Genomic DNA, 22,223 nt, shown 5'->3' on the forward strand with positions numbered 1-22,223 from the left:
AGAGGTAAAACACAATGTTTAAACGTTTCCTGATGATTGCCATGCTGGCGATTGTGCCGCTGGCGGCCAATGCAGCGGATCAGAGCGATCCTTATAAACTAATGAATGAAGCGGCGGCGAAGACCTTCACCCGCTTGAAAAACGAGCAACCTAAAATCAAGCAGGATCCTAACTATCTGCGTGAGGTGGTGCGTCAGGAGTTGCTGCCGTATGTACAGATCAAGTACGCGGGTGCATTAGTGCTGGGCCGATACTATCGTGAAGCCACGCCCGCGCAACGCGACGCTTACTTTGCCGCATTTGGCGATTATCTGGCTCAGGCTTATGGCCAGGCGCTGGCGTTGTACCACGGTCAAACCTACCAGATTCAGCAACCACAGCCGATTGGCGATGCTAACATCGTGGCGATTCGCGTGACTATTTTGGATCCGAACGGCCGTCCGCCTGTGCGCCTTGATTTCCAATGGCGCAAGAACAGCCAGACCGGCAACTGGCAGGCCTATGATATGGTGGCTGAAGGCATCAGCATGATCACTACCAAACAAAATGAATGGAGTGATTTGCTGCGTACTAAGGGCATTGATGGTCTGACCGCGCAGTTGAAAACCTACGCAGCGCAGCCTATCACTCTGGATAAACAGTAAGCATGAGCGAACCGTTACGCTGGCAGCGCAATGCCAGCACGCTATCTTTAAGCGGCATGTTGGATCGCGATACCCTGCTGTCATTGTGGCATGAACGTGAAACCGCCATGGTGGATATCGCGACCATTGATGTCGCGGCGCTGGAGCGCGTGGATTCAGCGGGACTGGCTTTGTTAGTCCACCTGCGCGAGATCGCGCGGGCACAAGGTAGCACGCCACTTTTCACCGGTATCAACGACAAACTCCAGTCATTAATTGCGCTGTATAACCTGCAGCAGATTATTGTTTCTGCGGAAAAAATCGCCTGATAACGTAGTCATCGCCAAAAGCCCCTGATTTATTCAGGGGCTTTTGCGTATTTAAGAGTCAGGCGCTTTCCTCTAAGATATCCGCCTTATTATTATTAAGTGAAGCAAAGAGCGATGGAAAATAGTGAAGTTCAGGCCGTGCTGATGCAGGCGCTGCCATTAGATGAAGTACATGTTCTCAGCAACGACGGCAGTCATTTTCAGGTGATCGCGGTGGGTGAGATGTTCGGTGAACTGAGTCGTGTGAAAAAACAGCAGGCTGTTTATGCGCCGCTGATGGAATACATTGCGGATAACCGTATTCATGCGGTTTCCATCAAAACTTATACCCCAACCGAGTGGGCGCGCGACCGTAAACTCAACGGTTTCTAAGCGCCTCACAGGTTGTTTTGTTGATAGATAATTGAGAGCCGTTAATGGACAAATTTCGTGTGCAAGGCCCCACCCGTTTAAGTGGTGAAGTGACCATTTCCGGGGCGAAGAATGCTGCGCTGCCAATTCTGTTTGCTGCGCTGCTGGCAGAAGAGCCGGTAGAGATTCAGAACGTGCCGAAGCTGCGTGATATCGATACCACCATGAAGCTGCTAAATTTGCTGGGTGCGCGCGTTGAGCGTAATGGTTCGGTTCACGTTGATGCTCGCGAAGTTAATGTCTTCAGCGCACCGTATGATCTGGTGAAAACCATGCGTGCCTCGATTTGGGCACTGGGTCCGCTAGTGGCCCGTTTTGGTCAGGGTCAGGTTTCATTGCCAGGCGGCTGTGCTATTGGTGCACGTCCGGTTGATTTGCACATCACTGGCCTTGAGCAGCTGGGTGCGGAAATTAAACTGGAAGAAGGTTACGTCAAAGCTTCCGTTAATGGCCGCCTGAAAGGCGCGCATATCGTCATGGACAAAGTCAGCGTTGGCGCGACCGTGACCATCATGAGTGCGGCAACACTTGCCACTGGCACGACCATTATTGAAAACGCCGCGCGTGAGCCGGAAATTGTCGATACGGCAAACTTCCTCAACACACTGGGCGCAAAAATCAGCGGTGCAGGCACAGATAAAATCACCATCGAAGGCGTAGAACGTCTGGGTGGCGGTGTGTATCGCGTTCTGCCGGATCGTATCGAAACCGGTACCTTCCTGGTTGCTGCTGCGATTTCCCGCGGTAAAGTGGTGTGCCATAAAGCCCAGCCCGATACGCTGGATGCGGTACTCGCAAAGCTGCGTGATGCGGGTGCTGAGATTGAAACCGGTGAAGACTGGATCAGCCTCGATATGCACGGTAAGCGCCCTAAGGCGGTTAACGTCCGTACTGCACCACACCCAGGTTTTCCAACCGACATGCAGGCACAGTTCACCTTGCTGAACATGGTGGCGGAAGGCACTGGCGTGATCACCGAAACCATCTTCGAAAACCGTTTCATGCACATCCCTGAGCTGATTCGTATGGGCGGTCACGCGGAAATCGAAAGCAACACTGCGATTTGCCACGGTGTTGAGACGCTGTCAGGTGCACAAGTGATGGCAACCGACCTGCGCGCTTCTGCGAGCCTGGTACTGGCCGGTTGCATCGCGGAAGGCACCACCATTGTGGACCGTATTTATCATATCGACCGTGGCTATGAGCACATCGAAGATAAACTGAAGGCCATGGGTGCCAATATCGAGCGCGTCAGCGGCGAATAACACCGATCTCGCACGCGAAGAAAACCAGTCACGGCAGCGTGGCTGGTTTTTTTATGTCCTGGATCTCAGATCTCCTGCCGAACCCTGGGGGATCGAATACGTTTTTTGCGATCCAGCAAGCGCGATGTAATGGGATCATAATAGCGAGTTGGCCAGATCTCGGCGGGATGAACACCGATCGCGTCAGCGATTAACCACTCTCCTTTGGGCCAGGGGCGGGAAAGTGCGTTGGAGAGTGTGGACGAGTTCAGCCCCGAATTGCGTGACAATTCAGCCATTGATGTGCCTTTTTTACGCAGTGCTGCAATCACATCTGCGGGATGCCAATCCTGTTTCCTTGCTTTCATAACGTCCTGCTCCTTGTCCATGTTATTGCGTTGTCTCTGCCGCAACGGGCGTATCCAATACAGAGATATTAGGAAAAAACAAAAACCTTATAGCAAATAATTTCCATAAGCTTCCAGTAATTGTTTTGGCCTCGCATTAAACTGAGCCCTCTTTCGCAAAAGCGATGCAAGGAATGTAATGGGCAGTCAGGTGAAGCGCTGGGAAGTAAAGCAGGGGAGAATACGGGTAAGGCAGGAAAGAAAACGGGGCTATGCCGCCCCGTAATAGCAATCAGAAATCACGCTGCACTGACATGTGGGCCAATGCTTCGAGTGCACTACGCCACGGCGTTTCTGGCAGGGCCTGCAGAGCAGCAATGGCTTTATCCGCCTCTTCTTCAGCGCGTTTGCGCGTCCATTCCAGCGAGCCAGTTTGTTGCATGGCATCCAGTACCGGTTCCAGCAGATGGCGACCGTTGCCTTCTTCAATTGCTTTGCGGATCATCTGAGCTTGCTCTGGTGTACCGTTGTGCATGGCATGGAGCAGCGGCAGTGTCGGCTTGCCTTCGCTCAGGTCATCACCGGTATTTTTACCCAGGGTTTCGCCATCCGCACTGTAATCCAGCAAATCGTCAATTAACTGGAAAGCGGTACCCAGATAGCGACCATAATCCTGCAGCGCTTTTTCCTGCGCCGGCGTGGCTTCAGCCAGAATCGCGGAGGCTTGAGAAGCCGCTTCAAACAGGCGCGCGGTCTTACTGTAGATGACGCGCATGTAGCTCTCTTCCGTAATATCGGGATCGTTGCAGTTCATCAGCTGCAGCACTTCACCTTCCGCAATCACGTTCACTGCTTCAGACATCAGCGCGAGGATCTTTAAGGATCCCATACTGGTCATCATCTGAAACGCGCGGGTATATATGAAGTCCCCCACCAGCACACTGGCAGCATTACCGAACGCGGCATTGGCAGTGGCTTTGCCACGGCGCATATCGGATTCATCCACCACATCATCGTGCAGCAGAGTCGCCGTGTGGATAAATTCGATCAGCGCCGCATTGGTGACATGTAGCGATCCCTGATAGTTGAGCGCACGTGCCGAGAGCACCGCGATCATGGGCCGGATACGTTTGCCTCCGCCGCTGATGATGTAGTAACCCAACTGATTAATCAGTGAGACATCTGAATTCAGCTGGTCGAGGATGGTCTGGTTGACGGCCGCCATGTCCTGCGCGGTTAATTCATTAATCTGTTCTAAGTTCATTCGTCTGTTCAGCTTTGACTCGTATTTTGCATGGTAAGCGCTTTTACCCAGCGTGAGTTCAGGTAATCTGTTACTGATTGTACTTGAAAAATCGGGCTGAGAAACGTTTGCATTCGTCCTGCGCTTTTTTTCTGCAAGAGAGTGCAAAGTGCACTTGTCTTCTGCTGGAGATTTGCGTAGAATTCGCGCCCTATTGTGAATATTTATCGCGCCGCCTGATGAATAGAAAGGCATGCGCAGAAGCGGAGTTTTATATGTACGCGGTTTTCCAAAGTGGTGGTAAACAACACCGAGTAAGCGAAGGTCAGACCGTTCGCTTGGAAAAGCTGGACATCGCAACCGGCGAAACCATTGAGTTCGACCAGGTTCTGATGATTGCAAATGGCGAAGACGTGCAAATCGGCGCGCCACTGGTATCAGGCGGTGTGATCAAGGCAGAAGTTGTTGCTCACGGTCGTGGCGAGAAAGTTAAGATTGTTAAGTTTCGTCGTCGTAAACACTACCGTAAGCAAGCTGGTCACCGTCAGTGGTTCACTGATGTGAAAATCACTGTGATCGGCGCGTAAGAGGAGATCTGACAAATGGCACATAAAAAGGCTGGTGGCTCGACTCGTAACGGTCGCGACTCCAATGCAAAACGTCTGGGTGTTAAGCGCTTCGGTGGTGAATCTGTTCTGGCAGGTAGCATCATCGTTCGTCAGCGTGGCACCAAATTCCACGCAGGTACCAATGTAGGTTGTGGTCGTGACCACACCCTGTTTGCTACCGCAGACGGTAAAGTACAATTCGAAGTTAAAGGTCCTAACAACCGCAAGTACATCAGCATCGTTGCTGAGTAAGGTTGTTGTGACGCAGACGGTTAACGTCTGAACACACGAATTGAAGGCCCCGCAGCTTTGCGGGGCTTTTTACATTCTGCCGCAGGTTGCGGGATTCCCTCTGACCAAAATGCGCAGTTTGCTGTACAATTTATGTACTCCTGGCTTTGCCAGTCTTGTATTATCCGCCGCCGGTCAGCGCAGAAGACCCTGGCGGACCCGTTTGCTGTGCTTTAGTCGCCGCGAACGATAGCGTGACGGAGAAATAAAATGAAGTTTGTAGATGAAGCGACGATCCTTGCGGTCGCAGGCGATGGCGGTAATGGTTGCGTCAGCTTCCGCCGCGAAAAATACATTCCACGCGGTGGCCCGGACGGCGGCGACGGCGGTGACGGCGGTGATGTTTACCTGCTGGCGGATGAAAACCTGAATACCCTGATCGACTATCGTTTCGAGAAATCTTTCCGCGCCGAACGTGGTCAAAATGGCCAGAGCCGTGATTGCACCGGTAAACGCGGCAAAGACATCATTATCAAGGTGCCTGTCGGTACCCGCGTGATTGACCAGGGTACTGGCGAAACGCTGGGTGACATGACGCGCCACGAGCAGAAGCTGATGGTCGCGAAAGGCGGCTGGCACGGCTTGGGTAATACGCGTTTTAAATCCTCGGTTAACCGTTCCCCACGTCAGAAGACCATGGGTACGCCGGGCGAGAAGCGTGACCTGCAGCTGGAGCTGATGCTGCTGGCTGATGTCGGTATGCTCGGTCTGCCGAATGCCGGTAAATCGACCTTTATTCGCTCCGTGTCTGCGGCTAAACCAAAAGTGGCGGATTATCCGTTTACCACTCTGGTGCCAAGCCTTGGCGTGGTGCGCATGGACAACGAAAAGAGCTTCGTCGTCGCCGATATCCCGGGCCTGATTGAAGGCGCAGCGGATGGTGCCGGTCTGGGGATTCGCTTCCTGAAGCACCTTGAGCGTTGCCGTGTACTGTTGCACCTGATCGACCTTGCGCCGATCGATGAATCCGATCCGGTCGAAAACGCCCGCATCATCCTGGGTGAGCTGGAAAAATACAGCGAGAAGTTGTTCCAGAAGCCACGCTGGCTGGTGTTTAACAAATGTGACCTGCTGGACCGTGAAGAAGCGGAAAGCCGCGCTAAAGCGGTTGTGGAAGCTTTGGGCTGGGAAGACAAATACTACCTGATTTCTGCGGCCAGCCATGACGGCGTGAAAGATCTCTGCTGGGACGTGATGACCTTCATCATCGAGAACCCGAAAGAAGCGGAAGAAGAAGCGAAAGAGCCGGAGAAAGTGGCCTTCATGTGGGATGATTATCACCGCGAAGCCATGGAAACCGCTCAGGAAGTGGAAGAAGACGACGATTGGGATGACGACTGGGACGAGGAAGACGACGAAGGCGTCGAAATCATTTACCAGCGTTAATCGCAAAACAGAAAGCGGCCAATTGGCCGCTTTTTTTATGGCTGCTGAGTGCCATTTTCACCTCCCGATGAAAGGGCATCGTGTGCAGCAATCCGGCGCGATGATTCTTCCCCCTGGAATAAGGAGGTGAGGGCCGTCGCGGAAAATTACCCCAGCACCGCCACCGTCAATCGCGATGTGCAGCACAGTTGATCGCGTCCATTGCGAATCTCAATTTCCCAGCTCTGGTTGCGTGCGCCAAGGTGCAAAGGACGGCAGATGCCGCGCACTTCACCGCTGCTCACCGCGCGATGGTGGCTGGCACTGACCTCAATCCCCACCACACTTTTTCCCTCTTCCACACTCAGATAACCGGCAATCGATCCCATCGATTCAGCCAGCACCACTGACGCACCGCCGTGCAGCAGGCCAAACGGCTGCTGCGTGCGGGTATCCACTGGCATAGTTGCCTCAAGGTAATCGTCGCCAATCACCGTGAACACGATGCCGACGTGCGACACCAGCGAGTTATCACCGAGGGTATTTAAGGTTGCCAGATCAACCGATCGTTTCCAGATTGCCATGTCAGGATCCCAGCGTTGCGCCACCGTCGACCACAATATCCTGCAGCACCACGTGGCTGGCAAGATCCGAAGCGAGGAACAGAACGTTGTTCACGATCTCTTGCGGTTTCGCGATCTTACGCAGTGGGATCCCCAGCTTATACTGATCCGGGAAGCCATTGATCATCTCCTGTTCCGCTTCCGGCGTATGCCACAGGCTACGTTGCATATCGGTATCGGTTGAACCCGGTGAAACGATGTTGCAGCGCACGCCAAACGGTGCCATTTCCAGACCGACGGTGAGGCACAGGCTACGTAGTGCGGCTTTGGAAGCGCCATAAGCGGACATGCCGAGACGTGGCGCGTGAGCCGCGTTAGAAGCGATGGTAACAATCGCCCCCGCGCGCTGCTGGCGGAATACCGGCAGCGTTTGCTGGAACATATTAAAGGCGCCACCGGCGTTCACCGCCAGACACGCCTGCCAGTCTTCGAATGCGAGTGCTTCGGTACTGCCGACGCGCAGGATCCCGGCGCCGTTGACCAGCACATCCAGACGAGGCTGCTCAGCCAGCAGACGCTGGCACACGGCTTTCACCTCCGCCGCGTTGGCAACATCCAGAATCTGAGTGGCAAACGGATAGTCGGGCTGATCAAAACGCAGATCGAAGCCGATCACCTGTGCGCCTGCCTGATGGAATGCCAGCGCCGTATGGTAACCAATGCCTTTACCCGCGCCGGTTACCCAGACGATTTTTCCGCTAAAGTCGAAAGAAGCACTCATTTGGCAGGTGTCCGTGACAGCAGAGCCCACCAGCCATCAATGCTCGGGTTTTTTGCCAGGCTAACGAAATCGATGTCGTTGTGCACCTGGCGCCAGCGCGCCGCCAGCGCCATCACGCGCACGGAATCCAGGCCGTAGTCGATCAGATTCTCATCATCTTCTGGCACATCGTCATCTTCCAGCAGCGGCAGAATCAGTGCACGCAGATCGTCTTTGCTCAGCGGCAGCGGCATCAGATCGGCGGTCATCACCACTTTGCCACTGCGGCCAGCGGTATAGGTCAGTGCCATCATGTGCTCTTCACGGCTGAAGTCGGCCAGCGCATCCGCCACCATAAACGGCTGGATGTTACGCATAAAGGCGTCAGTGGCGGTGGTCAGGCAGCCGATGTGGGCGTAAACGCCGGTAATGATCAGTTGATCGCGGCCCATCTCCTGCAGGATCGATTCCAGCGGCGAGCGGACAAAGGCGCTGTAACGCCATTTGGTTAACACCTGATCGTCCTGATCTGGCGCCAGTGCATCCACGATCTTCTGTTGATCCGGATGCTTATTCAGGCCCGGTCCCCACATGTCGTTAAGCAGTGCGCGATCGGCATCGCTCTGCTCGTTGGGCTGCGCGGTGTAGAACACCGGAATACCTTGCGCTTTGCAATAGGCGCGCAGGCGGGCAATGTTCTCCACAACCTGATCGATCAGCGGACTGTTCTCGCCCCAAAAATTCAGGAAATAAGCCTGCATATCATGGATCAGCAGGGCAGCACGCTGTGGCTCTACGGTCCATTTCACCTTGTTGGTCGGCAGCTCAGTGGCGGCAGGCAGCGCGTAAGAATTCAGTTTTGGAATAGCCATTACAATCTCCGGAATAGGTTCAGGCTTGCGCTTGTTGGTCAGCAAGCTGTTGGCGTAAACGTTTTTTGTCCACCTTGCCAACCGGGGTCAGCGGCAGGGCATCTACGCAGGTAATACGATCGGGTAATTTAAACTCGGCGACACCGAGATCGCGCAGATGACGGCGCAGCGCCACCGCTTTGATCGGCTGGCTGGCAACAATAAAGGCGCAGCTTTTTTCACCCATCAGTTCATCAGTCATCGACACCAGCGCGGCATGAATCACATCCGGATGGCGCTGCAGCAAATTCTCGATCTCTTCTGCGGCGATCTTCTCGCCGCCACGGTTGATCTGATCCTTCTCGCGGCCCTGCACGGTGATGTAACCCTGCGGGTTGATCTCAATCAGATCGCCGGAGCAGTAAAAGCCGTTAGCATCAAAGCTGGTGGCATTGTGTTCCGGGCTTTTGTAGTAGCCACGGAAGGTGTACGGACCGCGTGTCATCAGGCGACCCACCGTGCCGTGCGGCAGCGCATTACCGTGTTCATCCGCCACCCAGACTTCGTCATCTTCAGAAATCGGTCGGCCCTGAGTGGTCAGCACGGTTTTCTCGTCATCGCCAAAGCGGGTGTAGTTCACCAGACCTTCGGCCATGCCAAACACCTGCTGTAATTGGCAGCCAATTTCGCTCTGGATGCGTGCCGCCAGGGTTTCGCCGAGCTTCGCGCCGCCGACCTGAATGCGCTGCAGCGTAGCCAGCTGCTTGTTGCTACCCCATTCCTGAATCGCCTGCAGCCACAGGCTCACTGCGGGTGGCACCAGACCGGTATCGGTGACCTGGTGCTTCTCAATCAGCGGGAAGCAGAGCGTGGCGCTTGGGTCAGCGGCAAGAATCACCTGGCCCCCGGCATAAAACACACCAAGTGAACCCGGTGAGCTCATGGCGAAGTTATGCGGTGCGGGCAGGGCGATCAGATAACGCGTGTCAGCCGTGACTTCGCAGATCTCATCGCTGGCGCGAATACTGTAGTAGTAGTCGTTGTGCGTGCGAGGAATCAGCTTCGGCGTACCGGTGCTGCCACCGGAGAGCTGGAAAAACGCCACTTCATCGGCAGCAGTTGGCGTTGGCTGGTAATCGCCCGCCGCTTCCGCCATCAAAGCTTCGAGGGTGTTTTCTTTATCACCGTCATTGCGCAGGATGATCTGCTGCAGTGACGGTTGAGCGGCACAAAGCGCACCAATAAAGGTGTCATCGCCAAACAGCGCGTGACTGCGATCGGCAATTAGCAGTTTAGGCTCAATCTGCGCGGCATAGGCGGTCAGCTCGGTGCGCTGATGGCTATACAGCGCGAAGACGGATGCTACGCCCAGTTTAAACAGCGCAAAGGCCGTGACGTAAAACTCCGCCACGTTGCCTAGCTGCACTAACGCAGTATCACCCTGTTGCAGGCCACGGCGCTGTAGGGCTGCCGCGAGGTTATCGGTTAGCTGATTCAGCTCGCGATAGCTGATTTGACGATCGCCGTCGATGACCGCGATTGCATCATTCTCTTGATGACGCGCCAGGATATCGGTCATTGGCACATCGAGCCAATAGCCTTTTTCGCGATAGCGCGCAGCCAAATCTTCAGGCCAGCGGGTATAGGGAATGCTCATGCTCTTTCCTTTATTGCAGTCCAAAAGCGCGCAACATGGTATCCAGCTTCACGCCGGTTTCGCGCCATTCTGATTCAGGTTGGGAATCGGCAACGATGCCTGCGCCCGCAAACAGTCGCACGCGTGCACCGTGCACGGTGCCACAACGAATTGTCACCACCCATTCACCGTTTCCTTCACTGTCACACCATCCCACAATGCCGCCAAACAGCTGACGATCAAAAGGCTCTAGCTGCTGAATCAGCTGCTGAGCACGCTGGTGTGGGAAGCCGCTTAATGCGGGGGTCGGATGAAGCAGGCAGGCCAGCGACAAAGCGTTCTCACGATCATCCTGCACCTCACCATCGATTTGCGTCGCGAGGTGCCATAAGGTCGCGGTGGTGATCAATGACGGTACCGTCGGCACCGACAGCAGGCGACTGCGCGGTTGCAGCGTATCGCGCATCGCATCTGTGACCAGCTGGTGTTCATGACGATCTTTGCTGGAGTCCATCAGCGTATTGCCCGCTGCCTGATCCTGTAGGCTATCGTGGTGATCACGACGTGCTGAGCCCGCCAGCGGGCACGAGCTAAAATCGCGGCCCTGCTTACGCAGCATCAGCTCCGGGCTGGCTCCCACCAGTGCACCGCCTTGCGGCAGCGGCAGATGGAAGTGATAGCTATTCGGATTCTGCGCAATGACGCGTTGCATCAGCGCCGCGGTATCCACTGGCTGCTCGGTGACAATATCCATCAGGCGCGACAGCACCACTTTATCGAGGTCACCACGTTGCGTTGCTGTCACCGCATCGGCCACCATTTGGGTAAAGACATCGTGATCGGGCACCGCCACGCGACGACGTACCTGCGGCAGCTCACTGGCAGCCGCTGGCAGCGCATTCTGTAGGTCGGCACGATGAAAAGTTTGATACGTTTCAGGAATAAACAGGGCCGCAGGCTGACTCACGTCAAACGGAATCGCACCCACCAGGATCGGATTCTCAATGCCTTGTTGTTTTGCCGCCGCAAAATGTTGATGCAGCTGAAGTTGAAAATCACCCTGCAATGATGCAGCGTCTGCCACAGAGGTGGTTATCGTGGTATAGCAGCCTTGAGTCGCGAGGCTTTGCCACGGCGAGGTAAAGAGGAACCCACGGCATAACGCAGAAAAATCCTCTAATAAGGCATTTTCAAACATGGATGATTCCACCATAATTTTCACCTATAAATGATAAGATTATTAAGAATGATTATCATTTTTATTATGGGCCTGTAACCTACGTCGATTGGACAAAAGAGTCAATCCATTCGCGGGATTTCCCGCATGATTTAGGCGTAATCGGAAGGTGACGTCGAGCCGTGCAATAAGCTAAAAGGTGGACCAAAACTTATGAATAAATGCGGTTTATTGGGCCTGACCGCCCTGTTGTTTATTTTCCAGACTTTCACAGGGCTCGCACAGGCAGAACAGGGATGGCCGCGCACGGTGCAGGGGGCAAAGGGTTCAATTACCTTAAACAAAGCTCCGCAGCGTATTGTTTCAACCAGCGTCACCTTAACTGGATCGTTGCTGGCAATTGATGCACCGGTGGTGGCTTCCGGTGCGACCGCTCCGAACAGCCGTCTGGCCGACGATCATGGCTTTTTCCGTCAATGGGGTGAGGTGGCAAAACAGCGCCATGTAAAACGTCTCTATATTGGCGAGCCGAGCGCCGAAGCGGTAGCCGCAGAAGCACCCGATCTGATTCTGGTGAGCGCCACAGGTAATGATTCTGCGATTAAACTCGCCAGCCAGCTTTCCGCCATCGCACCGACGCTGGTGGTGAATTACGACGACAAGAGCTGGCAGGATGTGGTGACGCTGCTGGGCCAGGCAACCGGCCACGAAGCGCAGGCGGCACAGCGAGTGAAAGCGTTTGACGATCGTGAAGCGGCGTTGAAAAAAGCCATCACCTTACCGCCGCAGCCGGTGTCTGCCATGGTGTGGAACGGCGATGGGCGTGCCGTCAACGTGTGGACCACGGAGTCAGCGCAGGGCAAACTGCTGGAGCAACTTGGCTTTACCCTCGCCGTTCCACCCGCCAGCGTGCAGCAAGGCCACAGCATGGGCCAGCGTAAAGACATCATTCAGCTGTCGGGTGAGAATGTGGGAAGCGGTTTGACGGGCAAAACCTTCCTGCTGTTTGCGGCTGATGACAAAACCACACAGTCAGTGATCGGCAATCCGTTCCTCGCGCAAAACGCGGCGGTTAAGGATAAGCAGGTATTCCCGCTTGGCGTCGATTCGTTCCGTCTGGATTACTACAGCGCCAGCAATCTGCTGGCGCGTCTGGAGAAACTGTTCGTTAAATCATGATGCCTGCTCCGCCAGCTCAGGGGCTGGCGGCGCATAACGACGTAAACGGCCCATTACACACCACATTACAATCCCCAACAGCGCTGCCGCAAAACCAAACGCGGCGGCAGCCTGTGGCGGCAATAACCACGATCCCATGGCCCCAATCATCGCCGCACCGATCGCATCTCCGGTGACATTTTGCGCGGTCCACAAGCCGTTAATGCGGCCCAGCAGATGGTCTGGCGTCAGCAGTTGAATCATCGCGTACTGCACCAGACTGTTGATGGCACTGAAATAACCAAACGCCACCAGACACAGCAGCGCCAGCGGCAGGTTGGGCATCAGACTGAATAATCCCAGCGCGATAAATCCGGCCACCGCACTGCCCAGCACCAGCTGTCCCGGTCGGGCTGCATGTTTCAGTTTACCGCTGGTGAACGCGCTGATGGCGGCACCCAGCGGCACGGCTGCGTAGAGCATGCCTAGCTGGTTAGCACTCACTGACCAATGTGGTGCGAGAGCGGGGTAGAGCACGCGAATCGCGCTGGCCAGAGTGACCAGAGCACCTATCAGCGCCACCATACCGACAATCGGGCTGGCAAACAGGAACTGCACCCCGGCGGCCAGCGACTTCAGCGGATGTTCACGCGGCTGAGGTGGCGGCGGGAGTTGCGGTAATTTCAGCAGCGTCAGTACGGTAATCAGTGTGCCAAACGCGGTTAAGCCGTAGTTCCACACCACGCCGCCGTGTGCAATGACAAGTCCGGCAATGGCTGGCGAGAGGATGGAGCCAAAACGCACCGTCAGCATGGTGATGGCGCCGGCCTGCATAATGTTTTCGCGCCCCACCAGCGCCGGTGTGGCCGCCAGCAGCGCCGTGACGCCAATCGCGCCAAAGAAGCCATCCCAGAATCCCAGCAGATACACCGCAATCAGTGAAGGCTGCGGCAGCGCAGCGTTAATCGCCAGCGCGATAAAGCCCAAGCCGCAGGTGGATCGGGCAAGCAAAATCAGTTTCTTACGCTCGTAGCGATCGGCTAACACTCCGCCGGTCAGCAGACCAATAAACATACCGGATGCGGCGAGGGTGACGGCCAATCCCACCAAAAGCGGGGAGTGCGTCATCTGCTGAATCTGCACCGGCACCGCCACGGCGAGCATGCCTAATGCGACAATCGAGATGAATCGGGCAATAAATACTGCGCGAAATGCCGCATGGGTTTTCAGCAGGGAGAGATCGATAAAGTGGGAAGATTTGTTCATTTGTTCGCCTTTTTGCACCAATTTTCCTCATCGTCCGCGAGGCGAGTCATGGTAACATAGGCAAACGCGAGTAATAACGATAACCATTATCAAATTGCGTTGCGCATGCGACGACGTTGAACAGTGAAGGTTTAGAACGATGCGCCAGATCCGTGCATTAGCAGGCTCAGGGATTCTGCTCTTGCTCCTCATCGCGCTCAGCTTGATGCTGGGGGCAAAATCGATACCCATTTCCGATGTTTATCATTCTCTTACCTCAGGCTGTAACAACGCTGAGTGCGTGATTGTGCGTGATGCACGCCTGCCGCGCACTCTGGCCGGATTGCTGGCGGGTGTCGCCCTTGGGTTAGCAGGCGCACTGATGCAAAGCCTGACGCGCAATCCACTGGCCGATCCGGGCATTCTCGGCGTTAACGCAGGTGCCGGGTTTGCGGTGGTGATCGGCATTGCGCTGTTTGGCGCGGATTCTCCCCTCGATTGGCTCGGCTTCGCGTTTGCCGGTGCACTGCTGGCGTCATTGCTGGTAGCGATGACGGGGGCGATTGGCGGCGGGCGAGTCAATCCGGTGCGACTGACGTTAGCGGGCGTGGCGCTGGGCGCGGTGCTGGATGGCCTGACGTCTGGTCTGTCACTGCTCAATCCCGATATTTATGATTATCTGCGTTTCTGGCACAGCGGCTCGCTGGATATTCGCAATTTCACTGTATTGCGCACCCTGTTCCCGGCCGTGCTAATCGGCAGCGGAGTGGCACTCTATTTGTCGCAGGCGTTGAACAGTTTAAGCATGGGCGGCGATATGGCGACCGCGCTGGGCACGCGGGTGGCGCGCACGCAACTGCTTGGTTTAGTGGCGATTGCGTTGTTGTGTGGTGCGGCGACGGCGGCAGTGGGGCCGATTGCTTTTATCGGACTGATGACGCCGCATTTTGCACGCTGGATGGTCGGCAACGATCACCGTTGGATGCTGCCCGCCACGGCGATCATTACCCCAATTCTGCTGCTGGCAGCGGATATTCTGGGACGACTGCTGGTGGCGGGCGAACTGCGCGTCTCCATCGTCACGGCGATGTTGGGTGCGCCGGTACTGATTGTGCTGGTGCGCCGTAAACTCGGGCGAGGTGCGTTATGACGCGTCGGGTTGGATTACATACCACGTGGTTGTTGCTCGGATGCGCACTGCTGGCGTATCTGGCGATGACGCGAGGCGCATTGCCGATTGGGGCTGAGCAGTTTTGGCAGGTGCTGGCGGGAAACGGTGCCAGCAACGTCAAGCTGATCGTTTTAGAGTGGCGACTGCCGCGTGTGCTAATGGCGCTGCTGATTGGCGCGGCACTGGGCGTCAGCGGCGCGATTTTCCAGTCACTGCTGCGCAACCCGCTCGGCAGCCCGGATATTCTCGGTTTCAATACCGGTGCCTATAGCGGCGTGCTGGTGGCGCTGGTGCTGTTCAATCAGGGCATCGCCGCCATGACCGGTGCAGCGTTGGTTGGCGGTATCGGCACGGCGGCATTGGTGTATCTGTTTGCCTGGCGCAACGGGGTAGAAACCTTCCGCCTGATTATTGTTGGTATCAGCGTGCGCGCCTTGCTGATGGCGCTGAATGCCTGGCTGATTATTAGTGCTTCGCTGGAATCCGCGCTCAGCGCCGGATTGTGGAGTGCCGGGTCGCTTAACGGCATCACCTGGGCGAAAACGCCGCCGGTGATTGGGGTATTGCTGCTGTCACTGTTGCTGATGGCATTGTTGACCCGACGCATGCGTTTGCTGGAGATGGGCGATGATACCGCCAGTGCACTCGGCGTACCGGTGGAGCGCAGTCGGCTGCTGCTGATGCTGATTGGTGTGGTGTTGACGGCGGCATCTACCGCGTTGGTAGGGCCGATCTCCTTTGTGGCGCTGCTGGCGCCGCAGATCGCGCGTCGACTCGGCGGCGGCGAAAAAGGCGCGCTGCTGCTGGCAGCGCTGTGTGGCGCACTGCTGCTGATTGCGGCCGATTTTGCTGCGCAGCATCTGTTCCTGCCTTATCAATTACCGGTTGGCGTAATTACCGTCAGCCTCGGTGGACTTTATCTGATTGCGTTACTGGTGCGGGAGGCGCGACGCCAATGATCGATATCCCTTCACGGCTGTATGGCGAAGGCCTGACGCTCGGCTACGACAAGAAAGTGGTGGCAGAAAACCTGTCGGTGGCGATCCCGGAAGGTGAGCTGACAGTGATTATCGGCCCCAACGCCTGCGGTAAATCCACTTTGCTGCGCACCCTGAGCCGCCTCAATACTCCGCTGAAAGGCGAGGTGTATCTGGATGGTGAGGCGATAGCGCGTTATCCGACCAAAGAGGTGGCGCGTCGACTTGGGCTGCTGCCGCAGAGTTCCAACGCACCGGCGGGCATCAGCGTTACCGAACTGGTGGCACGTGGGCGTTACCCGCATCAAGCGCTGTTTGGCCGCTGGCGCAGTGAAGATGAAGAGGCGGTGCAAAGCGCGATGCGGGCAACCGGCGTGGCGGATTTGGCGCAGCAGCCAGTGGATACCTTGTCCGGCGGGCAGCGTCAGCGCGTATGGATTGCCATGGTGCTGGCGCAGCAAACCCCGCTGCTGTTGCTGGATGAGCCGACTACCTGGCTGGATATCACCCATCAGATTGAACTGCTGGAACTGATGCAGGAGTTGAATCAGCAGCATGGCCGCACGCTGGTGGTGGTGTTGCACGATCTTAATCACGCCTGCCGTTATGCCACCCATTTGATCGCCATGCGTCACGGCAAGATTTTGGCCGAAGGCAAGCCCGCAGAGATCGTAACACCCGCGTTGATTGAACAGGTGTACGGTTTACGCTGCGTGATTGTGGAAGATCCGGTGGCGCACACGCCAATGATCGTGCCGCTGGGAAGAGGAAAGTAAGCGGTCTGGCTGCATAAAGCATGTTATCGCGGGAATCTAAATGCTGTGACCGGCACACCACAGTGGAGCATCGTGTCGCGAGGTCTTAACGCAGTGCCCTGCACAGGGCAGGCAGGTTGATTGCAGTGAGGCTTCATCTCAACGCCCTGTAAAAGGCAGAGAAGTTTATCGCCGGGAGGCCTTTCGACCTCCCGGAAATCGGCTGACGCTAGCCTAATATCCGCTGCAACAGCGGGCCAATCTGCTCAAACATCTGCGGGGAAATAATCTCCACGTGTGCACAATCCATCGGCCAAACCTCTAACTCACCGACATACGGTGCCCAGGCGCGACGCGCATCCTGACCGGGCTGCTGCGTCTGCTCGGCGAGGAACAGTGTGGCGCGACCGTTGAAACGCGCACTGCGCGCGGTGGCCAACAGACGCACCGAACTGGCGTAGTTGGCTTCGATGGTATCGAACATCGCGCGCATCTCTTCGCCCGCCTGATGGCGCTGGGCAGCGATAAACTGCTCGCGCTCGCGATTCACCTCTTCCAGCACCGCCGGATCCAGCACATTCTCGCCACGCTTTTCATCCCAGTTCTGCGTTTCCGGCGGCCAGGTATCGAGCAGGCCGAGGAAGGCTACCTCTTCACCTGCCGCTTCCAGTCGTGCCGCAATACCTTGCGCCAGCGTGCCGCCCAGCGAATAACCGAGGAAGAAGTACGGCCCGTGCGGCTGCACGTCACGTAAGGTTTGCAGATGCGCATCATACACTTCATCGAGATGTGCGCTTTGGTTCAGCGGGCTCTGGGTATCCGGCGACTGAATCCCCACCAGCGACCAGCGCTGATCGAGATAGCGCTGCAGAATACTGAACTGCCAGGCAAAACCCGACGCCGGATGGAAGCAGAACAGTGTCGGACCGTTGCCCTGACGCAGCGGCAGAACGGCTTCAAAACCTGCCTGCTGATGCGATTGAGTATCGCTCAGCAACCGGGCGAGTTTTTCCACCGTTGAAGCCACCATAATCTGCCCCACCGAAACCGGCTGTTGCAGTTCGCGGCGCAGTTGGGCAGCTAAGCGCATTGCCAGCAGTGAGTGTCCACCGAGGGCGAAGAAATCATCCTGGGCGCTGATGGTGTCACGCGCCAGCAACTGGCAGAAAGCCTGCGCCAATTGGGTTTCCAGACCGGGATGCGGTTCACGGCCCACGCTGTCAGCTGCATTTTTTGGCAGCGGTAAGGCTTTGCGATCCAATTTACCATTGCTGCTCAACGGGAAGGCATCCAGTTGCACAATCGCCACCGGCACCATATGTGCAGGCAGGCGCTGCGCCAGCGCATCACGCAGCGCGTCGCCATCGACAACGTGCTCTGCGACGACGTAACCCACCAGCTGACGCGCATCGCCGCCTTGTGCAGCGGCACCGCCGAGTACCACAGCATGCGTCACCGCTTGCTCAATACCGGGCTGTGCGCTCATCACATGATCGATTTCATTAAGTTCGATACGTTGGCCACGGATCTTCAGCTGATCGTCGCTGCGTCCGAGGTATTCCACCGCGCCGTTATCCAGCCAGCGCGCCACGTCACCGGTTAGGTACATGCGTTCGCCAGCGGCAAAAGGATCGGCGATAAAGCGGCTGGCGGTCAGATCCGGGCGGCCAAGATAGCCGTGTGCCAGCTGTACGCCGGTTAAGTAAAGATCGCCCGCCACACCAGGCGGCACCGGCTGCATACGTGCATCAAGAATGCGAAGTCCGGTATTCCACACCGGGAAACCAATCGGCACGCTGGCCCCTTCAACGGCTGCCAACGCTTCGCCAAACGCCGGATACCAGCTGACATCCACTGCCGCTTCGGTCGGGCCGTACAGGTTGTGCAGTGGCACCTGCGTCAGTTTTTCCCATTCACGCGACAGATCGGTCGGCAGCGCTTCACCGCTACAGAAGACGTTACGTAAGCTGCCACAGCAGGCAATCGCTGGCGCACTGTCCAGCGCCGCGACAAAGGCGGCCAGCATCGAAGGGACAAAGTGCGTGGTAGTCACTTTGTAACGCGCAAACAACTGCTGAAGGGCTTCCGGATCGCGGTGCGCTTCCGGCGGTGCCATCACCAGTTGCGCGCCTACCAGCAGCGGCCAGAAGAATTCCCATACGGATACATCGAAACTGCTTGGGGTTTTCTGCAATACCACGTCGTCAGCTTGCAGCGGATAGCGATCCTGCATCCACAATAGGCGGTTGACGATCGCTTCATGACCGACCAATACGCCTTTCGGACGCCCGGTAGATCCTGAGGTGTAGATGATGTAAGCGCCATCCTGTGGTGTCGGCTCGCTGGCGGGTGGTGGCGCGTCTGGCGCTGTATAGAGCGCATCAAAGTGCAGCTGCTTAACAGAATCGATAGCGCTAAAGCGGGCGCTCAATTCCACTGAGGTGATCAGCGTTTTGGGGGCGGCATCTTCCAGCATTAGCTGCAAACGTTCGTCGGGGTAGCCGGTATCGAGCGGCAGATAGGCCGCGCCGAGCGACACAATCGCCTGCAGTGCCAGTGAGAGATGCACTGAACGTGGCAATGCCACTGCGACGATATCGCCGCGCTGGACGCCCGCTGCACTAAGATCCGCTGCCAGAGCATACAACTGCTGCTGCATCTCACGGTAGCTTAACTGGTGCGTCGCATCAGCCAGCGCCGGGGCATCAGGCGTACGCGCGGCCTGTTGCGCCAACAGTGAGGCCAGCGTTTCTGCCGGAACAGGATGCGCGGTCTGGTTGATACCGGCAATTTGTACGTGCTCTTCTGCGGTTAGCAGATCCAGTTCACCCAACGCACGCTGCGGTTGCTCCGCCAGCTGATCCAGCAGCAAAGCAAAACGGCTGGCGTGGCGAATCAGCGTCGATTCGCTATAGCGCTCCGCATTCGCCAGCAACTCCAGCGTCAGTTCACCCTGTTCGTTGATGTAGATAGCGATTTCCAGATCGCGCACCGGGCCTGATGCCAGCTGATGGGTTATGCCTTCAACGCCAGCAAAATCGAGTTGATAGTCAAACATCTTCAGGTTGATCACCGGACCGTACAGAGGGTCACCATCGCCCAAACGTCCGAGATCGCGCTGCACCTGTTCCGCGTCATAACGCTGGTGGCGGCGCATTTTCTTCACTTCACCAGCCAGTTGGGCAGCCAGCGCACTCAGCGGCTGGGTGGGATCGTAATGCACGGCCATCGGCAGCACGTTGATCACCGGACCAGTGGCACACAGCGCGGCGGATCCGATGCGGCGCATAAAGATGAATCCAGCGGCGAAATCATTTTGTCCGCTGAGTCGCGCCAGCCACAGCGCCACCAGCGCAAAGGCCAGGTCAGCAGCGCTGGATTGTGGATGCTGATTAACCAGCTTCTGGAAGGTGCTGCGATCGAGCGTCACGCTGTGGCGCAGCAGATCGGTGGTCGCGCTTTGTCCCGCCAGCGGCAGCGATGATAGCGAAGCCGGTGAGGGCAGCGCTGCGCCTTTTTCGCGCCAGAAATCACCATCGCGCGTGAATGAAGAGGATTCCTGATAACGCTGGTACTCTTCAACGACTTCGCTAAACGGGATAAACGGCGTCGGCTCGGCCTCTTGCTGCTGCACGGCGGCAGTGTAAAGGTTAGCAATACGGCGAGTGATGGCGGTAAAGCTGAAACCATCCACCACTAAGTGGTGATAACGCTGATACCAGAACCAGTGCTGATCGCCAATGCGATACAGCGTGTGATGCCATAAAGGTGCACCGCTCAGTACGCGTAGATCACCGTTCATGTCTTCACGCATTAACGCGCGGGCTTTGGTGGCGGCATCGGTGTCAGCGCGCAAATCCACGATTTTTGGCGCACTGAACGTCTGCGGTTGCAGCCACTGCAGTGCTTCGCCCTCGACTTCGGCAAACGCCATATTCAGCGTATCGGCTTCCTGCATGCCAGCCACGATGGCTTGCGCGAGCAGGTCGCTGTTAATCGCGCCGCGTAATTCGACAAAGTGTGCCACCGCATAAGCATTGTGGTGCTGGGTCAGCTGGTCGGCAATCCAGATGCCGGGCTGGGCTGCCACTAAGGGCAAGGTGTGTTGGTCGGTCATGGTTTTGTTCATCAGAGATTCAGACATCTGTGCTCCGGTTTGCGTCCTGCGTGATGAAGTTAAGTCGGATTGCGCCACAGGGCTTGCAGACCGTCGAGCAGACCACCGCGCCAGCATAGCGCGTCATGGCCGCCCTCCACCGGCAGGTAATTCACCTGATAACCGGCAGCGGTAAGTTTTTGTTCTAATTGTTGATTGGCTTGCAGAATCAGGCCTTCACGTTTACCCGCCTCCAGCCAGAAACGCAGCGGTTGTTTCGGAGCCAGTCCGCTATCCAGCGCCTGCAACAGCCAGCCGTATGGGTTGCCACGTTCGGGCCACCAGAATGATCCAGATAGGCTCAGCGCATTGCCAAACGTCTCCGGGAAATGCAGCGCGGCAAACACCGATGCCAGCCCGCCGAAACTTTGTCCAGCCACCAGTGTGCTGTCTGCCTGTTGGCGATAGGGTGCCCATTGCGCCACCTGCGGCAGTAACTCCTGCTGCACGGCTTGCCAGAACTGCGGATTACAGGGCAGTTCACGACTACGGTGTTCACGATCGATGATGTCAATAAACAGATAAACGGCAGGTGGGAGTTTCCCTGCGTCAGTAAGTTGCTGCAATGGCCCGGCAATCGGCATTTGATTCGCCCAGAACTGCCCATCCAGCAGAATGGCCAGTGGACGTTGCGCGTTATCGGATTCGCCGGTGGCATAAATCCACACTTTGCGACTGTTACTTAGTAACGCGCTATCCCACTGATATTGTTGCAAAGAAACAGCCGATGCGCTGCCATCATCCACGGCTTGCCAGATTTGCTGATCAGGGGCTTGCGGGAGATGCAGCGGCGAAACGCCCATGCCACGCCCACCGGCCCAGCCGCGCAGTGTATTCAGGGGATCGGCCTTCGCCGTGGGGAATTTGTCACGCCACCAGTTTCGCAAGGCATACATGTCCGCCTCACCGCTAAAGTCGGTTGCCTGCTCATCGGGCATCAGACAGTAGCTGCCGCGCCAGTTTGATGGCAGCGCAGTTTGCCAGTACCACACATCGGTACCCGTTACGCGCACCAATGACTGAGGTGGACGTTTCTGGTGGTGATCGGTCACGCCAGTGATGTTGATCCATACACGCTGAATCGCTGACGTTTTTTCGCTGCCTTGGGGATCGCGCCAGAAGAAGGTCACCAGGCAGGTGCCATCCTGCTGAGGGTCAATTCGCGGAATACCCTGAGTTTGTTGCTCCTGCCACCAGGCTTCGCTACCGGTTACATCATTTCGCCAGGTCATAGGGGCTGCCAGTCACTGTGTAGGGAAAGATTTACATAAGATTAATAATTAATACTATTGATAACTATTTGCATTTGCAAT

The 22,223-nt window shown here is 56.5% G+C and carries 21 protein-coding genes; 11 read left to right on the forward strand and 10 right to left on the reverse strand.

Features of this window, described 5'->3' with window-relative positions; genetic code table 11:
• Positions 1 to 14 precede the first annotated feature (14 nt).
• The 4 genes from mlaC to murA all read left to right on the forward strand — a co-directional run bounded on the left by mlaC (position 15) and on the right by murA (position 2,628).
• The gene (gene mlaC, locus AC1MDE_RS16395) at positions 15 to 644 is read left to right on the forward strand and encodes a phospholipid-binding protein MlaC (protein ID WP_034826602.1); all 630 of its coding nucleotides are present in this window, start codon (positions 15 to 17) and stop codon (positions 642 to 644) included.
• A gap of 2 nt (positions 645 to 646) precedes the next feature.
• On the forward strand, positions 647 to 952 hold the full coding sequence (gene mlaB, locus AC1MDE_RS16400; protein WP_034826600.1) for a lipid asymmetry maintenance protein MlaB: 306 nt from the start codon (positions 647 to 649) through the stop codon (positions 950 to 952).
• Positions 953 to 1,066: 114 nt separating this feature from the next.
• Positions 1,067 to 1,324, forward strand: coding sequence for a BolA family iron metabolism protein IbaG (ibaG, locus tag AC1MDE_RS16405; RefSeq protein WP_034826599.1), 258 nt, complete (start codon positions 1,067 to 1,069; stop codon positions 1,322 to 1,324).
• Positions 1,325 to 1,368: 44 nt separating this feature from the next.
• The gene (gene murA, locus AC1MDE_RS16410; RefSeq protein WP_058962128.1) at positions 1,369 to 2,628 is read left to right on the forward strand and encodes a UDP-N-acetylglucosamine 1-carboxyvinyltransferase; all 1,260 of its coding nucleotides are present in this window, start codon (positions 1,369 to 1,371) and stop codon (positions 2,626 to 2,628) included.
• A gap of 65 nt (positions 2,629 to 2,693) precedes the next feature.
• Here murA and AC1MDE_RS16415 read toward each other — a convergent pair whose 3' ends face one another.
• Positions 2,694 to 2,975 (reverse strand): helix-turn-helix domain-containing protein, encoded by a 282-nt coding sequence (locus AC1MDE_RS16415; protein WP_058962127.1) that lies wholly within the window; start codon positions 2,973 to 2,975, stop codon positions 2,694 to 2,696.
• Between the two features lie 271 nt (positions 2,976 to 3,246).
• A complete protein-coding gene (gene ispB, locus AC1MDE_RS16420; RefSeq protein ID WP_038649473.1) occupies positions 3,247 to 4,218 on the reverse strand; it encodes an octaprenyl diphosphate synthase in 972 nt (323 codons plus the stop codon).
• Between the two features lie 254 nt (positions 4,219 to 4,472).
• Between ispB and rplU the strand changes: the two genes are divergently transcribed.
• The 3 genes from rplU (at position 4,473) to cgtA (ending at position 6,482) form a co-directional block, all read left to right on the forward strand.
• Complete coding sequence (gene rplU / locus AC1MDE_RS16425; RefSeq protein ID WP_034826596.1) at positions 4,473 to 4,784, forward strand: 50S ribosomal protein L21; 312 nt, start codon at positions 4,473 to 4,475, stop codon at positions 4,782 to 4,784.
• A 15-nt stretch (positions 4,785 to 4,799) separates the two neighbouring features.
• Entirely contained in the window at positions 4,800 to 5,057 is a 258-nt protein-coding gene (gene rpmA / locus AC1MDE_RS16430) for a 50S ribosomal protein L27 (RefSeq protein ID WP_003851093.1), read from the forward strand.
• Between the two features lie 249 nt (positions 5,058 to 5,306).
• On the forward strand, positions 5,307 to 6,482 hold the full coding sequence (gene cgtA, locus AC1MDE_RS16435) for an Obg family GTPase CgtA (protein ID WP_034826592.1): 1,176 nt from the start codon (positions 5,307 to 5,309) through the stop codon (positions 6,480 to 6,482).
• Positions 6,483 to 6,628: 146 nt separating this feature from the next.
• On the opposite strand, the gene AC1MDE_RS16440 is transcribed toward cgtA, so the two are convergent.
• From AC1MDE_RS16440 to AC1MDE_RS16460, 5 genes are read right to left on the reverse strand one after another with little or no spacing between them, the layout of a single operon-like run.
• Entirely contained in the window at positions 6,629 to 7,045 is a 417-nt protein-coding gene (locus AC1MDE_RS16440; protein ID WP_058962126.1) for a hotdog fold thioesterase, read from the reverse strand.
• Between the two features lies 1 nt (position 7,046).
• Positions 7,047 to 7,805, reverse strand: coding sequence for a 2,3-dihydro-2,3-dihydroxybenzoate dehydrogenase (gene dhbA / locus AC1MDE_RS16445; protein WP_479402877.1), 759 nt, complete (start codon positions 7,803 to 7,805; stop codon positions 7,047 to 7,049).
• A complete protein-coding gene (locus tag AC1MDE_RS16450) occupies positions 7,802 to 8,656 on the reverse strand; it encodes an isochorismatase family protein (RefSeq protein ID WP_034826585.1) in 855 nt (284 codons plus the stop codon). The genes dhbA and AC1MDE_RS16450 overlap by 4 nt, the downstream gene beginning before the upstream one ends.
• 19 nt (positions 8,657 to 8,675) lie before the next feature.
• Positions 8,676 to 10,292, reverse strand: coding sequence for a (2,3-dihydroxybenzoyl)adenylate synthase (locus tag AC1MDE_RS16455; protein ID WP_058962123.1), 1,617 nt, complete (start codon positions 10,290 to 10,292; stop codon positions 8,676 to 8,678).
• Between the two features lie 10 nt (positions 10,293 to 10,302).
• On the reverse strand, positions 10,303 to 11,484 hold the full coding sequence (locus tag AC1MDE_RS16460) for an isochorismate synthase (protein WP_058962122.1): 1,182 nt from the start codon (positions 11,482 to 11,484) through the stop codon (positions 10,303 to 10,305).
• A 177-nt stretch (positions 11,485 to 11,661) separates the two neighbouring features.
• On the opposite strand from AC1MDE_RS16460, the gene fepB reads away from it, so the two are divergent.
• On the forward strand, positions 11,662 to 12,627 hold the full coding sequence (gene fepB / locus AC1MDE_RS16465) for a Fe2+-enterobactin ABC transporter substrate-binding protein (RefSeq protein ID WP_479401211.1): 966 nt from the start codon (positions 11,662 to 11,664) through the stop codon (positions 12,625 to 12,627).
• Here the strand turns inward: fepB and entS are convergent.
• On the reverse strand, positions 12,622 to 13,872 hold the full coding sequence (entS, locus tag AC1MDE_RS16470; RefSeq protein ID WP_480344843.1) for an enterobactin transporter EntS: 1,251 nt from the start codon (positions 13,870 to 13,872) through the stop codon (positions 12,622 to 12,624). The genes fepB and entS overlap by 6 nt on opposite strands.
• Before the next feature lie 139 nt (positions 13,873 to 14,011).
• Here entS and fepD point away from each other — a divergent pair, with 139 nt between their 5' ends.
• The 3 genes from fepD to AC1MDE_RS16485 are packed head-to-tail and all read left to right on the forward strand — an operon-like array spanning position 14,012 to position 16,775.
• Positions 14,012 to 15,001, forward strand: coding sequence for a Fe(3+)-siderophore ABC transporter permease (gene fepD / locus AC1MDE_RS16475; RefSeq protein WP_479397987.1), 990 nt, complete (start codon positions 14,012 to 14,014; stop codon positions 14,999 to 15,001).
• On the forward strand, positions 14,998 to 15,981 hold the full coding sequence (gene fepG, locus AC1MDE_RS16480) for an iron-enterobactin ABC transporter permease (RefSeq protein ID WP_058959456.1): 984 nt from the start codon (positions 14,998 to 15,000) through the stop codon (positions 15,979 to 15,981). The genes fepD and fepG overlap by 4 nt, the downstream gene beginning before the upstream one ends.
• Positions 15,978 to 16,775: an ATP-binding cassette domain-containing protein gene (locus AC1MDE_RS16485; RefSeq protein WP_058959455.1), complete on the forward strand. Its 798-nt coding sequence runs from the start codon at positions 15,978 to 15,980 to the stop codon at positions 16,773 to 16,775. The genes fepG and AC1MDE_RS16485 overlap by 4 nt, the downstream gene beginning before the upstream one ends.
• Before the next feature lie 208 nt (positions 16,776 to 16,983).
• Here the strand turns inward: AC1MDE_RS16485 and AC1MDE_RS16490 are convergent, their stop codons facing one another.
• Positions 16,984 to 20,898, reverse strand: a complete 3,915-nt coding sequence (locus tag AC1MDE_RS16490; protein ID WP_480344845.1) for an amino acid adenylation domain-containing protein — start codon at positions 20,896 to 20,898, stop codon at positions 16,984 to 16,986.
• A gap of 32 nt (positions 20,899 to 20,930) precedes the next feature.
• Positions 20,931 to 22,142 carry an enterochelin esterase gene (gene fes, locus AC1MDE_RS16495; protein WP_166936427.1) on the reverse strand — a complete coding sequence of 404 codons (1,212 nt, stop codon included), beginning with the start codon at positions 22,140 to 22,142 and terminating at the stop codon, positions 20,931 to 20,933.
• Positions 22,143 to 22,223 lie beyond the last annotated feature (81 nt).

The organism is Pantoea folii (genome assembly GCF_056678875.1).

Coding starts and splice junctions, on each gene's coding strand:
- mlaC (WP_034826602.1), top strand. CDS start 15: ATGTTTAAACGTTTCCTGATGATTGCCATGCTGGCGATTGTGCCGCTG.
- mlaB (WP_034826600.1), top strand. CDS start 647: ATGAGCGAACCGTTACGCTGGCAGCGCAATGCCAGCACGCTATCTTTA.
- ibaG (WP_034826599.1), top strand. CDS start 1,067: ATGGAAAATAGTGAAGTTCAGGCCGTGCTGATGCAGGCGCTGCCATTA.
- murA (WP_058962128.1), top strand. CDS start 1,369: ATGGACAAATTTCGTGTGCAAGGCCCCACCCGTTTAAGTGGTGAAGTG.
- AC1MDE_RS16415 (WP_058962127.1), bottom strand. CDS start 2,975: ATGAAAGCAAGGAAACAGGATTGGCATCCCGCAGATGTGATTGCAGCA.
- ispB (WP_038649473.1), bottom strand. CDS start 4,218: ATGAACTTAGAACAGATTAATGAATTAACCGCGCAGGACATGGCGGCC.
- rplU (WP_034826596.1), top strand. CDS start 4,473: ATGTACGCGGTTTTCCAAAGTGGTGGTAAACAACACCGAGTAAGCGAA.
- rpmA (WP_003851093.1), top strand. CDS start 4,800: ATGGCACATAAAAAGGCTGGTGGCTCGACTCGTAACGGTCGCGACTCC.
- cgtA (WP_034826592.1), top strand. CDS start 5,307: ATGAAGTTTGTAGATGAAGCGACGATCCTTGCGGTCGCAGGCGATGGC.
- AC1MDE_RS16440 (WP_058962126.1), bottom strand. CDS start 7,045: ATGGCAATCTGGAAACGATCGGTTGATCTGGCAACCTTAAATACCCTC.
- dhbA (WP_479402877.1), bottom strand. CDS start 7,805: ATGAGTGCTTCTTTCGACTTTAGCGGAAAAATCGTCTGGGTAACCGGC.
- AC1MDE_RS16450 (WP_034826585.1), bottom strand. CDS start 8,656: ATGGCTATTCCAAAACTGAATTCTTACGCGCTGCCTGCCGCCACTGAG.
- AC1MDE_RS16455 (WP_058962123.1), bottom strand. CDS start 10,292: ATGAGCATTCCCTATACCCGCTGGCCTGAAGATTTGGCTGCGCGCTAT.
- AC1MDE_RS16460 (WP_058962122.1), bottom strand. CDS start 11,484: ATGGTGGAATCATCCATGTTTGAAAATGCCTTATTAGAGGATTTTTCT.
- fepB (WP_479401211.1), top strand. CDS start 11,662: ATGAATAAATGCGGTTTATTGGGCCTGACCGCCCTGTTGTTTATTTTC.
- entS (WP_480344843.1), bottom strand. CDS start 13,872: ATGAACAAATCTTCCCACTTTATCGATCTCTCCCTGCTGAAAACCCAT.
- fepD (WP_479397987.1), top strand. CDS start 14,012: ATGCGCCAGATCCGTGCATTAGCAGGCTCAGGGATTCTGCTCTTGCTC.
- fepG (WP_058959456.1), top strand. CDS start 14,998: ATGACGCGTCGGGTTGGATTACATACCACGTGGTTGTTGCTCGGATGC.
- AC1MDE_RS16485 (WP_058959455.1), top strand. CDS start 15,978: ATGATCGATATCCCTTCACGGCTGTATGGCGAAGGCCTGACGCTCGGC.
- AC1MDE_RS16490 (WP_480344845.1), bottom strand. CDS start 20,898: ATGTCTGAATCTCTGATGAACAAAACCATGACCGACCAACACACCTTG.
- fes (WP_166936427.1), bottom strand. CDS start 22,142: ATGACCTGGCGAAATGATGTAACCGGTAGCGAAGCCTGGTGGCAGGAG.